General features: G+C 63.2%; 13 protein-coding genes and 1 pseudogene. 7 read left to right on the forward strand and 7 right to left on the reverse strand.

All coding sequences use genetic code 11. The features are described 5' to 3' along the window. Positions 1-12: 12 nt before the first annotated feature. Genes thrC through FJ946_RS03240 form a run of 4 tightly spaced genes read left to right on the forward strand, consistent with a single transcriptional unit; the run spans position 13 to position 6,221 of the window. Entirely contained in the window at positions 13-1,410 is a 1,398-nt protein-coding gene (thrC, locus tag FJ946_RS03225; protein ID WP_140564255.1) for a threonine synthase, read from the forward strand. 14 nt (positions 1,411-1,424) lie between these two features. Beyond that, the gene (locus tag FJ946_RS03230) at positions 1,425-2,717 is read left to right on the forward strand and encodes a pitrilysin family protein (RefSeq protein WP_140494943.1); all 1,293 of its coding nucleotides are present in this window, start codon (positions 1,425-1,427) and stop codon (positions 2,715-2,717) included. 15 nt (positions 2,718-2,732) lie between these two features. Further along, positions 2,733-3,329 carry a GNAT family protein gene (locus tag FJ946_RS03235; protein WP_140564256.1) on the forward strand — a complete coding sequence of 199 codons (597 nt, stop codon included), beginning with the start codon at positions 2,733-2,735 and terminating at the stop codon, positions 3,327-3,329. Between the two features lie 3 nt (positions 3,330-3,332). Continuing rightward, complete coding sequence (locus FJ946_RS03240; RefSeq protein ID WP_140564257.1) at positions 3,333-6,221, forward strand: EAL domain-containing protein; 2,889 nt, start codon at positions 3,333-3,335, stop codon at positions 6,219-6,221. A gap of 22 nt (positions 6,222-6,243) precedes the next feature. On the opposite strand, the gene FJ946_RS03245 is transcribed toward FJ946_RS03240, so the two are convergent. Beyond that, entirely contained in the window at positions 6,244-6,852 is a 609-nt protein-coding gene (locus tag FJ946_RS03245; RefSeq protein ID WP_140494949.1) for a YqgE/AlgH family protein, read from the reverse strand. A 169-nt stretch (positions 6,853-7,021) separates the two neighbouring features. Between FJ946_RS03245 and FJ946_RS03250 the strand changes: the two genes are divergently transcribed. The 3 genes from FJ946_RS03250 to FJ946_RS03260 all read left to right on the forward strand — a co-directional run bounded on the left by FJ946_RS03250 (position 7,022) and on the right by FJ946_RS03260 (position 8,879). After that, the gene (locus FJ946_RS03250; RefSeq protein ID WP_140514836.1) at positions 7,022-7,828 is read left to right on the forward strand and encodes a protein-disulfide reductase DsbD domain-containing protein; all 807 of its coding nucleotides are present in this window, start codon (positions 7,022-7,024) and stop codon (positions 7,826-7,828) included. Between the two features lie 86 nt (positions 7,829-7,914). Further along, positions 7,915-8,397 (forward strand): peroxiredoxin, encoded by a 483-nt coding sequence (locus FJ946_RS03255; protein WP_140520803.1) that lies wholly within the window; start codon positions 7,915-7,917, stop codon positions 8,395-8,397. Between the two features lie 2 nt (positions 8,398-8,399). After that, on the forward strand, positions 8,400-8,879 hold the full coding sequence (locus FJ946_RS03260; RefSeq protein WP_140520804.1) for a DUF2938 domain-containing protein: 480 nt from the start codon (positions 8,400-8,402) through the stop codon (positions 8,877-8,879). Positions 8,880-9,051: 172 nt separating this feature from the next. Here the strand turns inward: FJ946_RS03260 and rnhA are convergent, their stop codons facing one another. The 6 genes and pseudogenes from rnhA to FJ946_RS31020 form a co-directional block, all read right to left on the reverse strand. Beyond that, positions 9,052-9,585, reverse strand: a complete 534-nt coding sequence (gene rnhA, locus FJ946_RS03265) for a ribonuclease HI (protein WP_140494956.1) — start codon at positions 9,583-9,585, stop codon at positions 9,052-9,054. Further along, the gene (locus tag FJ946_RS03270) at positions 9,582-10,544 is read right to left on the reverse strand and encodes a homoserine kinase (protein ID WP_140564258.1); all 963 of its coding nucleotides are present in this window, start codon (positions 10,542-10,544) and stop codon (positions 9,582-9,584) included. The genes rnhA and FJ946_RS03270 overlap by 4 nt, the downstream gene beginning before the upstream one ends. A gap of 5 nt (positions 10,545-10,549) precedes the next feature. Beyond that, complete coding sequence (gene ispH / locus FJ946_RS03275) at positions 10,550-11,560, reverse strand: 4-hydroxy-3-methylbut-2-enyl diphosphate reductase (protein ID WP_140494960.1); 1,011 nt, start codon at positions 11,558-11,560, stop codon at positions 10,550-10,552. 87 nt (positions 11,561-11,647) lie between these two features. Then, a complete protein-coding gene (locus FJ946_RS03280; protein WP_181167648.1) occupies positions 11,648-12,400 on the reverse strand; it encodes an SURF1 family protein in 753 nt (250 codons plus the stop codon). After that, positions 12,397-12,783: a DUF983 domain-containing protein gene (locus FJ946_RS03285; RefSeq protein WP_140494962.1), complete on the reverse strand. Its 387-nt coding sequence runs from the start codon at positions 12,781-12,783 to the stop codon at positions 12,397-12,399. The genes FJ946_RS03280 and FJ946_RS03285 overlap by 4 nt, the downstream gene beginning before the upstream one ends. 3 nt (positions 12,784-12,786) lie before the next feature. After that, a pseudogene (locus tag FJ946_RS31020) lies at positions 12,787-12,971 on the reverse strand (L,D-transpeptidase family protein); the annotation flags it as partial. Positions 12,972-12,992: the final 21 nt, after the last annotated feature.

A 12,992-nucleotide genomic window follows, 5' to 3' on the forward strand; every position in this document is an offset into this window, starting at 1 on the left:
GGAATTGTGACGATGCAATATGTGAGTACCCGCGGCGAGGCGCCCGCGCTTGGGTTTTGCGATGCCGTCCTGACAGGCCTGGCACGCGACGGCGGGCTCTATGTGCCGCGCCAGTGGCCGCAATTCTCGATGGCCGAGATCCGCGCCATGCGCGGCCTGGCCTATTCCGAGCTGGCCATCCGCGTGCTGTCGCCGTTTCTTGGCGACGAAATCCCGGCTCCCGTGTTCGAGCGTCTGGTGCGGGAGGCCTATGCCACCTTCCGCCACGAGGCTGTCTGCCCGCTGGTCCAGACCGGCCCCAACGCTTTTATCCTCGAACTCTTCCATGGACCTACGCTCGCCTTCAAGGACGTCGCGATGCAGTTGCTCGCCCGGCTGATGGACCATGTGCTCGCCGAACGCAACCAGCATGCCACCATCGTCGGAGCCACATCGGGCGACACCGGCGGAGCAGCGATAGACGCCTTCGCCGGGCGCAGCCGCACCGACATCTTCATTCTCTTCCCGCATGGCCGCGTGTCGCCGGTGCAGCAACGGCAGATGACGACATCGAAGGCTGAGAACGTGCATGCCCTGGCGATCGAAGGCAATTTCGACGATTGCCAGGGCATGCTCAAGGACATGTTCAACGATCACGGCTTTCGCGACCGTGTCTCGCTGTCGGGGGTGAATTCAATCAACTGGGCCCGCATCATGGCCCAGATCGTCTATTATTTCTCCTCGGCCCTGTCGCTCGGCGCGCCCGATCGCCCCGTCTCCTTCACCGTGCCCACAGGGAATTTCGGCGATATCTTTGCCGGTTACGCCGCCAAAAAAATGGGCCTGCCGATCGATCGGCTGGTCATCGCCACCAACGACAACGACATACTGGCACGCACTTTCGCGACCGGCGAATACCGCACCAAGGGCGTGTTCGCGACCACCTCGCCTTCCATGGACATTCAGGTGTCGTCGAATTTCGAGCGCCTGCTGTTCGAGGCGTCGGGCCGCGACCCGGCGACTGTGCGGCGCTACATGGCCGGGCTCAAACAATCCGGCGCCTTCACCATAGAAGCCACGGAAATCGCAGGGATGCGAGCCGAATTCGATGCCGGCCGCGCAGATATGGACGAGGTCGCCGCGACGATCCGCTCGACGCTCGCGGCCAGCAACTACCTGCTTGATCCGCATACCGCGGCAGCCGTGCATGTCGCGGCCGGCAAGGCTTCGAATGCCGTGCCGATGGTGGTGCTGGGCACTGCGCACCCAGCAAAATTCCCGGCCGCCGTCGAGGCCGCCAGCGGCGTGTCACCCGCGCTGCCCGCATGGCTAGGTGGGTTGATGACATCGGAGGAAAAATACACGGTACTTCCATCCGACCTGAAAATGGTGGAAGATTACGTCAGCCGCCGTGCGCGAGCGGCGCGTTAAGGAGTACGAACCATATGGGTGTTGAGGTAAGCCGTCTGTCGAACGGCCTGACAGTCGCCACCGAAACCCTTCCAAGCATCGAATCGGTTGCCCTGGGTGCCTGGGTCAAGTCGGGTGCCCGCAATGAACGTGACGAAGAGCATGGCATGGCCCATCTGCTCGAGCACATGGCGTTCAAGGGCACAAAGCGGCGAACAGCCTTCGAGATCGCCTCGGAAATCGAGGACGTCGGCGGCGAGATCAACGCCGCCACCAGCGTCGAGACCACATCCTACTATGCCAGGGTGCTCTCCGACGACGTGCCGCTGGCCGTCGACATTCTTGCCGACATCCTGCAGGAATCGGAATTCGATCCGCAGGAGCTCGAACGCGAGCAGCACGTGATCCTGCAGGAAATCGGCGCCGCGCACGACACGCCCGATGACATCGTGTTCGACCGGTTCACCGAGACCGCCTTTCGCCACCAGACCATCGGCCGCTCGATTCTGGGCACGCCGGAAACCGTCAAATCCTTTACATCGAAGCAATTGCACGATTTCATCGAGCGCCAATACGGCGCCGAGCGCATGGTGATCGTGGCTGCCGGCGACATCAAGCACGACAATTTCGTGCGCGAAGTGGAAAAGCAGCTCGGCGGCTTCCGCACCAAGGCCGACAACACCATCCCGCAATATGCGCAATATGTTGGCGGCGATTTCCGCGAGGACCGCGACCTGATGGACGCGCAGATCGTGCTGGGCTTCGAAGGCCGCGCCTACCATGTGCGCGATTTCTACGCCTCGCAGGTGCTGTCGATGATCCTCGGCGGCGGCATGTCGTCCAGGCTGTTCCAGGAAGTCCGCGAAAAGCGTGGCCTGTGCTATTCGGTCTATGCCTTCCACTGGGGCTTTTCCGATACCGGCATATTCGGCGTCCATGCCGCGACCGGGCAGAGCGACATCGCCGAACTGGTGCCCGTCATCATCGAGGAATTGCAGAAGGCCGGCGAGAACATCCTGCAGGAAGAGCTGGACCGGGCGCGCGCACAATACCGCGCAGGTCTGATCATGTCGGCGGAAAGTCCGGCCAGCCGCGCCTCGCAGATCGCGCGACAGCTGCTCTTGTTCGGCCGGCCGATCGCCAAGGAGGAACTGATGGAGCGGCTCTCGGCGCTGACGGTCGATCGTTTGACCGACCTGTCGTCACGGCTGTTCTCGACCAAACCGACGCTTACCGCTGTAGGGCCCGTGGGTACGCTGGCGCCATACGAAGCGATCCTCGATTCGCTTCCGGGCACGCCCACCACGGCCCGCAAGCTCGCCGTCTAAGCCCGCACAAGCGCCGTGTTCGCGCTCCCTTTCTTTCGCCGCGACCTGCCGGCACTGAAGGGCGACCGCGTGTCGCTGCGCGTGCCGTTCACCAATGACTACCGGGAGTGGTCGACTGTGCGCGGCGAGAGCCGGGCATTCCTCGAACCATGGGAGCCGCGCTGGGCGCCGGACGAGCTTGACCGGGCGGCATGGCGACTGCGCATCAGCCGCTACCGCGAGGACTATGCGCAGGGAACCGCGATCGCCTTCTTCATATTCGAGAAGTCGAGCGGCAGGTTGGCTGGCGGAATTACGCTCGGCAACATACGCCACGGGGTCTCGCAGAGCGGGCATGTCGGCTACTGGATCGGCGAGCGCTTCGGCGGTCGTGGCCTGATGACCGACGCCGTCAAGGTCGTGACCCGCTTCGCCTTCGATACGCTGAGGTTGCACCGGATCGAAGCGGCCTGTATTCCCGACAATATCAGGTCGATCCGTGTGCTTGAAAAAGCCGGATTCCGGCGCGAAGGACTTCTGCGATCCTACCTCAGGATCAATGGCATCTGGCAGGACCACTACCTCTACGCCCGGATCGCGGACGATCCGCCAGGCGCTGGAACGAAGGACTGATTTTTGACGAAATTCCTGCGCAACGGGCCGCTGTTCGCCTTTGTCCTCGCGACGATCCTGACGCTGTGGGCGGCGTCCTCGGCCTTTGCCGTCGAACCGATCAAGATCGCTCGCGACGATGTCGCGCTCGATCTGTCCGGCGCCGTGGAAATCTACCGCAACCAGGGCGAAAACTTCCAGGTTTCGACCGCGCCCGGACCCGACGGCATCGTGCGACGCATCGAGGTCGAGGCCAATGACGCCCGTTCCACCGGCGACTGGGCCGTGTTCGCGCTTGCCAACACCACCGACCAGCAGCTCGACCGGCTGATCGTGGCGCCGCATTTCCGACTGGTCAATTCCGGCATCTTCTGGCCGGATCTCGGCTCGACCCGTATCGCCGCGATCACGCCCAGCGAAGGCTTTGCGCTCGACCGCCAGAGCAGCCCGGACGCCGACGTCTTCCGGGTGACGCTGAACCCGGGAACGGTGATCACCTTCATCGCCGAACTCGCCTCGCCCAAGCTGCCGCAGGTCTATCTCTGGGACCCGGAATCCTACAAGGACTCAGTCAATTCCTACACGCTGTTCCGCGGCATCGTCATCGGCATCGCCGGGCTTCTCGCGCTGTTCCTGACCATCCTGTTCGTGGTCAAGGGAACCTCCATGTTCCCCGCGACCGCGGCACTCGCCTGGGCCGTGCTTGCCTATATCTGCGTCGATTTCGGCTTCCTCAACAAGATCATCGAGATATCGCCCGGCAACGAGCAGATGTGGCGGGCGGGAACGGAGGTGGCCCTGGCGGCGACCTTCGTGGTGTTCCTGTTCGCCTATCTCAACCTCAACCGATGGCACGGCCATTTCAGCTATGGGGCGCTGGTCTGGATCCTCGGGCTGCTCTTGATCGCCGGCGTCGCCATCGTCGACCCGGCGGTCGCCGCGGGCATCGCCAGGCTGTCCTTCGCCGCCACCGCGCTGACCGGGCTCGGCCTGATCATCTTCCTCGGCATACGCGGCTATGACCGTGCCATCATGCTGGTGCCCAGTTGGGTGATGGTGCTGTTGTGGCTATGCGGATCGTGGATGGCGATAACCGGCATGCTCGACAACGACATCGCCCAGCCGGCGCTTGGCGGCGGTCTGATCCTCATCATCCTGCTGATCGGCTTCACCGTCATGCAGCATGCCTTTGCCGGCGGCGCGCTGCACCAGGGTCTGTTCTCCGACCTCGAGCGGCAGGCGCTGGCGGTGGCCGGCTCGGGCGACACGGTGTGGGACTGGGACGTGCTGCGCGACCGCGTCGTCACCAAGCCCGACGTCAGCATCCAGCTCGGCCTCGCCCCCAACAGCCTGGGGGGTGCAGCCCGCAACTGGCTGCCGGTGCTGCATGTCGATGACCGCGACACGTTCCGCACCACGCTCGACGTGGTGCTCGAGCACCGTCGCGGCAAGGTGGCGCAGAACTTCCGGTTGCGCGGCGCCGACGGCCACTATCACTGGTTTGCGCTGCGCGCGCGCCCGGTTATCGGATCGGACGGTGAGGTCATCCGCTGTGTCGGCACCATGGTTGACGTCACCGAGCAGAAAAAATCCGAGGAGAGGCTGCTGCACGACGCGGTGCACGACAACCTCACCGGCCTGCCCAATCGCGAATTGTTCATGAACCGGCTCGAGGCGATCATCTCGATCGCACGGACCGAAGAGAAGGTGCGCCCGACCGTCTTCGTCATCGACATCGACCGCTTCAAGCAGGTCAATGACGGGCTCGGCATCTCGGCCGGCGACACCATCCTGCTCACCATCGCGCGACGCCTGCACCGGCTCTTGAAGCCGAAGGACTCGCTGTCACGCTTCGCCGGCGACCAGTTCGCCTTGATGCTGCTTTCCGAGCAGGACCCGGCCCGCATCGCGGCGGTGGCGGACGCCATCAAGCATGCCATCAACGCCCCGATCACCTTTGCCAAGCGCGAGATCGTGCTGACCGCCTCGATCGGGCTGATCACCTGGACCTCGGCGCAGACCTCGGCCGAGGACATGGTCAAGGACGCCGAGCTTGCCATGCATCAGGCCAAGCGCTTCGGCGGCGACAGGATCGAACCGTTCCGCCCGGCCTTCCGCACCGTCGGCACCGATCGGCTGCAGTTCGAATCCGACCTGCGCCGTGCCATCGAACGGCGCGAATTCACGCTTGCCTACCAGCCGATCGTTCGGCTGGAAGATGGCAGCGTCGCCGGCTTCGAGGCATTGCTGCGCTGGGACCATCCGCGCCGCGGCATGATCCCGCCGGCGGATTTCATTCCGGTCGCCGAAAGCTGCGGGCTGATCGTACAGCTTGGGTTGTTCGCCATGCAGCAGGCCGCCGAGGATCTGGCGGCATGGCAAAAGCAGATCGGCGACGCGCCGCTGTCGGTTTCGGTCAACCTTTCCAGCCGCCAGCTCATCCGCCGCGACCTGGTCAGCGACGTCCGCTCCGTGATTGCGCGGGCCAATCTGAAGCCGCGCTGCTTCCGGCTCGAGCTCACGGAATCGCTGGTTATGGACAATCCCGAGCAGACTGCCCATGTGCTGACCAAGCTGAAGCAGCTCGGCATCGGCCTGTCGCTGGACGATTTCGGTACCGGCTATTCTTCGCTCGCCTATCTGACGCGCTTTCCCTTCGACACGATCAAGATCGACAAGAGTTTCGTGGACGACAGCACGCCCAAACGCGCCGTGCTGCTCAAATCCATGGTCAGCATGGCGCATGAGCTCGGCCTGTCGGTGGTCGCCGAAGGCATTTCGGACGAGCGCGACGCGCTGGAGCTGCGCCAGATGGGCTGCGAATATGTGCAGAGCTTCATGTTCGGCGCCCCGATGCCCGGGGATCAGGTGCTGAAGACGCTGAAGGAACAGTATCCGCTGACGCAGGCGTAGTTGGCTTTCACGCCGCTGGAGCTCAGGCGTGGCCGGCCGCTACACTCAAATGCGCGAGGTCGATGCCGATCGAGGCGAGAATCCGGTCGTATTTGCGCTCGATGTCGGTATCGAACAGAAGCTCCGGAGTGGCCGGACAGGTCAGCCAGCCGTTTTCGGCTATCTCGGTTTCCAACTGGCCGGCGCCCCAACCCGAATAGCCCAGCGCCATCAGCGCGTGACGGGGTCCCCGGCCCGACGATATGGCGCGCAATATGTCGACGGTCGCGGTCAGGCAGACATCGTCGGAAACGGTCAGCGAAGACTCCACCCGGTAATCGCCCGTATGCAGCACGAAGCCGCGGCTGCGGTCGACGGGCCCACCATTGCGAACGACGAAATCACGGGTACGGGCGGGCAACCGGATCGCCTCGTGCTCGTTCATGATGCCAAGTTGCACCAAAAGGTCCGGAAACAGCATCTGCTGCGTCTGGTTGATGATCAGGCCCATCGCGCCCTCATCGCTGTGGGCGCAGATGTAGATGACCGAGCGCGTGAAACGGTCGTCCTTCATGCCGGGCATGGCAATGAGGAACTGATCGTCGAGAAAGCCGCTGCCGGCGGCCGTCTTCTTGTGGCGCAACAAGTCCATGATCAGAGGGTAACGCGTTTCCCGGGCGCCGAAAAGATGTACCGCGCCGGTTTTCGACCAAGCCCGTGCCGCCGGCCGATCATTACCTGCGGCAAAGGTCACGCAAATATGATACCGGCAAGACCATGAAATCATTGCACGGCCATGAACGGACGATCAAATCATCACCATGCAAAGCTTGAAAATCCTGTTGCTCGGCGCCGTTATCGGATCGGCAATCACACTCCCAGCCGCCGCCTCTTCGTCCGCCTGGTACAACAGCGAAGGCGGCAAGGTACGGCTGGTGACGAGCGGCAAGCCCGACGATGCCGGCCGCATCCGGGGCGTTCTCGACATAGCGCTCAAGCCTGGCTGGAAGACTTATTGGCGCGACCCGGGCGACGCGGGCGTGCCGCCGCAACTCGATATCTCGGCCAGCACCAACATTTCCGATGCCAGCCTTTCCTTCCCGGCGCCGAAGCGTCATGACGACGGCTACGGCAAATGGGCGGGCTACGACTATCCGGTCTCGCTGCCGGTGACGTTCACGCTGTCGGCCGCGAAGGATCCGTCCGTCATCGACGCCGACATTTTCCTTGGCATTTGCGAGACGATATGCATCCCTGTGCAGACGCGGCTGACCGTCGACCCCGGCTCCGACCCGGACAATGCCGAGGACGCGGAGCTGGTCAAGGCGAGCTTCGCCGCCTTGCCCGCGCCGGCAAGATCCGACTTCGGCATCAACGTGCTGCCGGGCGACCATGAAACGCTGGTTGTGGAGGCGAGCTTTCCCGGCGATCCGGAAGCGGCGGACTTCTTCGTCGCAGGAGACCGCGACTACATGTTCGGTTCGCCGGCCCGTAGCCAGAAGGACGGCAAGCTGGTCTTCACTGTGCCGATCCTCGACCGGCCATCGACGACACCCACGGATGGCGGACTTCACTATACGCTGACGAGTTCGGCAGGCGCGGTCGAAGGGCTCTTGCCTTTCCCTTGATCCAGCCCCTCCGCGATGGTTGCGGGAAACCGCATAGTTCGCTACCCAAGGCTACGTCCTTCCCCATTCTCCCAAGCGAGGAACTCATGACCATTTCCGCTGGCGACAGACTGCCCGATACGACGTTCAAGACGATGACTGCCGACGGTCCCAAGCCGATCACGACGGCCGAGATTTTTGCGGGAAAGAAGGTCGTGCTGTTTGCTGTGCCTGGCGCCTTCACGCCGACCTGCAGCAACAATCATTTGCCGGGCTACCTGGAGAACCGCGACGCCATCCTGGCGCGCGGTGTCGATACGGTCGCCGTGGTTTCGGTCAACGACGTCCATGTCATGGGCGCCTGGGCACGCTTCACCGGCGGTGAAGGCAAGATCCTGTTCCTCGCCGACGGCAATGGCGACTTCGCCAAGGCGATCGGCCTCGACGCCGACTTCTCCGGCGGAGGCATGGGTCTTCGGTCGAGGCGGTTTTCAATGATCGTCGATGACGGCAAGGTCACCGCCCTCAATGTCGAGACCAAGCCCGGCGTCGATGAATCCGGCGCCGCCAAGATCCTCGAACTGCTCTGACCATGACGTTCGACATCGTCTGGCGTAGCGTGGCGATCGGCGTCGGCGCCACGCTGCTGATGGATATCTGGGCCTTTCTTCTCTACAAGATGTTCGGTCAAGCACGGCCGAACTGGGCCCCCGTTGGCCGCTGGGTCTGGCATTTACGGGAAAAAGTCTTTCACGACGATATTGGCGATGCGACGCCCTATGTACACGAATCGGCTTTGGGCTGGGCCTTTCACTATTTTGTCGGCATCGTCTACGGCATCATCCTTGTCGTGGTGGCCGGAGCGGGCTGGCTTGTCGCGCCGACTTTCCTGCCGGCTTTCATCCTCGGCATGGTCACGGTCGGCGCCGGCTGGTTCCTGCTGGCGCCCGGCATGGGCGCGGGCTGGGCAGCGTCGAAGCGGCCCAACCCGATGAAGGTACGGGCGCTGAATCTGGTGTCACACACAGTGTTCGCTTTCGGACTCTACGGTACGGCGCTGCTGATCCGCTGAGGATCTGCGGCTGTGCCGGCCTGCCGATCGGCCGCCACCCGTGGACAATTCGGCGCGCGTCGTCCCATTCCGGCACCGGAATCTTGGCGTCCACCTGAACCTGGGGATGCGTCACATAGTGCAGGCCCGGCATGACAGAGATCCCAGCCTGGGGATGGTGCCGCCCCGGAATTCAATAGCTTTGGGTCGAACGCCGCGCCTTTGCCACCGCCGGCTGCTTGGACTGCGAGACCGGCTTGGGTGGGGTAGAAACAAGCCTGACCGGGCCCTTCTTGAACGGCGCCATGCCCTCACGAGCGAGTTCGTCGGCGCGTTCGTTCTCGGTATGGCCGGCATGGCCCTTGACCCAGATCCAGGTGACCTTGTGACGCCGATTGGCTTCATCCAGCGCCTGCCAGAGTTCGCCGTTCTTGACGGGCTTCTTGTCGGCGGTCTTCCAGCCGTTCTTCTTCCAGCCATGGATCCACTTTGAAATGCCGTCCATGACATATTTGCTGTCGGTGTGAAGATCGACGGTGCAAGGCTCCTTGAGCGCATTCAGCGCCGAGATGGCGGCAAGCAATTCCATGCGGTTGTTGGTCGTCTCGGCCTCGCCACCCGATAGTTCCTTGGTGGCGCCGTTGAAGCGCAGGATCGCGCCCCAGCCGCCCGGGCCGGGATTGCCCGAACAGGCGCCATCGGTGAAGATCTCAACGTGTTTGCTCATGCCAGCCCATATTCCGAAGCAGATTTGATCGTCCGATGAAACCGCATTCTTCTGATGTATTCGGTCGGATCGCGTTTCATTACCAGCCCGCCATCGGGAACGGTCAGCCAGTCATACAGCCGGGTCAGCATGAAACGCAGCGCCGAGCCCCGTGCCAGCATCGGAAGTGCCGCCTTTTCCTGATTGCTCAGAGGCCGCACACCTTGGTAGCCGGCAAGCAGCGCCTTGCCCTTGGTGAGATTGAAGGAAAAATCCTTCTCGAAACACCAGGCGTTCAGGCATGTGGCGACGTCATAGGCGTAGAGGTCGTTGCAAGCGAAATAAAAATCAATCAAGCCGGAGAGCTTCTCGCCGAGAAAGAACACATTGTCCGGGAAAAGATCGGCGTGGATGATGCCTTCCGGGAGACCCTTCGGCCAATTCCGCTCGAAGTCGGCGAAGTCGGCGTCGACTTCGGCCGCAAGGCCCGGCTCGACCTCATCGGCACGGTCGCGAGCTGCCGACCAGAGCTTGCGCCAGCCGTCGATTGCGAGCGCATTGGGGCGGATCATCGGAAAGTCGGCACCGGCCAGGTGCAGGGAGGCCAGCGCCTTGCCGACCTCGGCGCAATGGATGGATGTCGGTCGCCGGAGCGAGAGACCCTCGAGGAAAGTGATGATGACGGCCGGCCGGCCCGCCAGCGTGCCGATGACGCTGCCGTCGTGCGCGGTTACCGGCAGCGGGCAGGACACGCCCTTTTTGGCGAGATGACCCATCAACCCGAGGAAAAACGGCAGATCCGCCTTTTCGACCCGTCTTTCATAGAGCGTCAGGATGTAGGAGCCGCTGGAGGTGTGCAGCAAAAAATTCGAGTTCTCGGTGCCCTCCGCGATGCCCTTGTAGGACAGGAGATCGCCGACTGGGTAGTGCTTCAGGAATGCGCCGAGTTCGCCTTCCGCAACGTCGGTGTAGACCGCCATGTGCCTTACGGCGCCCCGTTGACGAAAGCCATGTCGGCCGCCGTCAGTTCGACATCGCGCAGTACCCGCATGACGGGAAAATCCTCCGTTTCGGTGGCCGTGATGGCCAGGTCGATCGTGACATCGAAGCGCTGGCGGAACGCATCGATGATCTCGTCGACGATGATCTCCGGGGCGGATGCCCCCGCCGACAGACCGAGCGTCGAGATGTCGCCGATGTCATCCCACGGAATCTCGGCGGCGCGCTGCACGAGAAGCGACATCGCAGCCCCCGCACGCTCAGCCACTTCGACAAGACGCCGCGAATTGGAGGAATTGGGCGCGCCGACGATCAGGTAGAGATCGGCGCCCGCGGCTGTATCCTTGACCGCTTCCTGACGGTTCGTGGTGGCATAGCAGATCGATTCCGCCGCCGGCGCCTTCAGGTCGGGAAAGCGGTCCTGCAGCGCGCGGATGATGCCGGCCGTGTCCTCGACCGATAGCGTGGTCTGGGTGACGAAGCCGAGCGCCTTCGGGTCCGCCGGCGCAAGCCTCGCGGCATCGGCTTCGGTCTCGATCAGCGTTACCGCACCCTCCGGCAATTGTCCCATCGTGCCGATCACCTCGGGATGTCCGGCATGGCCGATCAGGAGCACGTGGCGGCCGAGCCGCTGGTGGCGCATCGCTTGCTTGTGGACCTTGGAGACCAGCGGACAGGTGGCGTCGAGATAGAACAAATTGCGCGCCTGGGCATCCGCCGGTACCGACTTCGGCACGCCATGCGCGGAAAAGACGACCGGCGACTGCCGATGTTCGGCCGGGATCTCGGAAAGTTCCTCGATAAAGACGGCGCCAAGGCTTTGCAGACCCTCGACGACATAGCGGTTGTGCACGATCTCATGGCGGACATAGACCGGCGCGCCATATTTCTTCAGCGCCAGCACGACGATCTGGATAGCACGGTCGACGCCGGCGCAAAAACCGCGCGGCTGGCAGAGGCGGATCGTCAGAGAAGGCTTTGTCGTGGTCTGAAGCATGAATCCGGGCCGTTTGATCAGAGCCGAAATGAGGTGCCTACCCCCGTCCTGTCAAGGGCGATGGCCCTTCAAGCGGGTCGGTCGCGCTCATTCCTCTTTCGCTGGCCTGCGAAGCCGCAGGATGAGAACGGCGGCAAGTGCCGCGGCAAGCCCATACCAGGTCACGGCATATTGCAGATGGCTGTTCGGCAGGTCGATGATGGTGACACCGCCGATGGGCAAACCGCCCGGATTCGGCGTCTTGTCGGCGTCGATGAAGATTGGCACCAGCTTGGCGCTCGCCGGCAAGCCAGCGCTCGCCGCCATCACGTCACGGTCCTTCCAGTAAAAGATGTTCTTCGCCACGTCGTTGTCGGGAAGCATCATCGACGGCTTTGCCGGCAGCGGATTGCGAGCGAGGCCGGTGACCGTGACCTTGCCCGCGACCTGTCCCTTGGCGCGCTTGGCGGCATCCTTCAGATCGTATGGCACGAAACCGCGATTGATCAGGACGAAGCGGCCATCGTCGAGGGCCAGCGGCGTGTAGACGTTGAAGCCGGCTTCGCCTTCCCATGTTGCGTAGAAATGCCGCTCGCCGGAATGCAGGAACGTGCCGGTCACCGTCACCGGCGCGTAGTCGACGTCCCCAGTCGAGGCGAATTGTTTCTCCACCTCGGCCAGCGGGAGCGGCGGCGAGTGGGTGCGCTGGTCGATGGTCTGGATAAGACCTTCCTTCCAGTGCAGGCGCTGGACCTGCCAGGTGCCGAGCGCCAGCAGGATCAGGAGCAGGACGAGGCCAATGCCAAGCAGCAATACCGATCCTGGCCGCGAACGACCGCCCTTGGCGGACATGTCGGTCATTCGCCGCGATCCAGCCGGCCCTCGGCCGCCTTGTTGCGGTACTGCAGCGTAAGCAGCACCCCCTTGATCAGCCGGAGCGCCGTCAGGCACAGCACCAGCGCCAGCGGGATCCAGACCAGCAGATGCAGCCAGAGCGGCGGGCTCAGCGTCACTTCGACCCAGAGCGCCAGGCCGACGATGATGAAGCCGATGATCAGGATGACGAAAACCGCGGGCCCGTCGCCGGCATCGGCATAGGAATAATCAAGACCGCAATTGGTGCAGCGTTTGCCTACGGTGAGAAAGCCGGAAAACAGCCGCCCCTCGCCGCAGCGCGGGCAGCGTCCATGCAAGCCCGCGGAAATAGGGTCGATCGGAGGCCAGATCGCCTTGTCGTCGCTCATTGCTTACCGCTCAATCCTGATGGGTGTTCCATCGATCACCACCGCCCAGACTTCGTCCATGCCGGAGTCCGTAACGGCAATGCCGCCGTCGGTCCAGCCGACCAATTGAAGCAGCCGCCGAATCCGTTCGGCTGGCCGTGGATCATGATCATACCGCCGGCATCGACACTGTGCGCCCTCGCAACCGCCCGGATCGCATCGGACCGAAA

The sequence above is a fragment of the Mesorhizobium sp. B2-4-7 genome, assembly GCF_006442685.1.
Lineage (GTDB): Bacteria > Pseudomonadota > Alphaproteobacteria > Rhizobiales > Rhizobiaceae > Mesorhizobium.

What these genes read in the sequence shown, in the direction of transcription:
- thrC (WP_140564255.1), top strand. Translation starts at nt 13, where the DNA reads ATGCAATATGTGAGTACCCGCGGCGAGGCGCCCGCGCTTGGGTTTTGC.
- FJ946_RS03230 (WP_140494943.1), top strand. Translation starts at nt 1,425, where the DNA reads ATGGGTGTTGAGGTAAGCCGTCTGTCGAACGGCCTGACAGTCGCCACC.
- FJ946_RS03245 (WP_140494949.1), bottom strand. Translation starts at nt 6,852, where the DNA reads ATGGACTTGTTGCGCCACAAGAAGACGGCCGCCGGCAGCGGCTTTCTC.
- FJ946_RS03250 (WP_140514836.1), top strand. Translation starts at nt 7,022, where the DNA reads ATGCAAAGCTTGAAAATCCTGTTGCTCGGCGCCGTTATCGGATCGGCA.
- FJ946_RS03255 (WP_140520803.1), top strand. Translation starts at nt 7,915, where the DNA reads ATGACCATTTCCGCTGGCGACAGACTGCCCGATACGACGTTCAAGACG.
- FJ946_RS03260 (WP_140520804.1), top strand. Translation starts at nt 8,400, where the DNA reads ATGACGTTCGACATCGTCTGGCGTAGCGTGGCGATCGGCGTCGGCGCC.
- rnhA (WP_140494956.1), bottom strand. Translation starts at nt 9,585, where the DNA reads ATGAGCAAACACGTTGAGATCTTCACCGATGGCGCCTGTTCGGGCAAT.
- FJ946_RS03270 (WP_140564258.1), bottom strand. Translation starts at nt 10,544, where the DNA reads ATGGCGGTCTACACCGACGTTGCGGAAGGCGAACTCGGCGCATTCCTG.
- ispH (WP_140494960.1), bottom strand. Translation starts at nt 11,560, where the DNA reads ATGCTTCAGACCACGACAAAGCCTTCTCTGACGATCCGCCTCTGCCAG.
- FJ946_RS03280 (WP_181167648.1), bottom strand. Translation starts at nt 12,400, where the DNA reads ATGACCGACATGTCCGCCAAGGGCGGTCGTTCGCGGCCAGGATCGGTA.
- FJ946_RS03285 (WP_140494962.1), bottom strand. Translation starts at nt 12,783, where the DNA reads ATGAGCGACGACAAGGCGATCTGGCCTCCGATCGACCCTATTTCCGCG.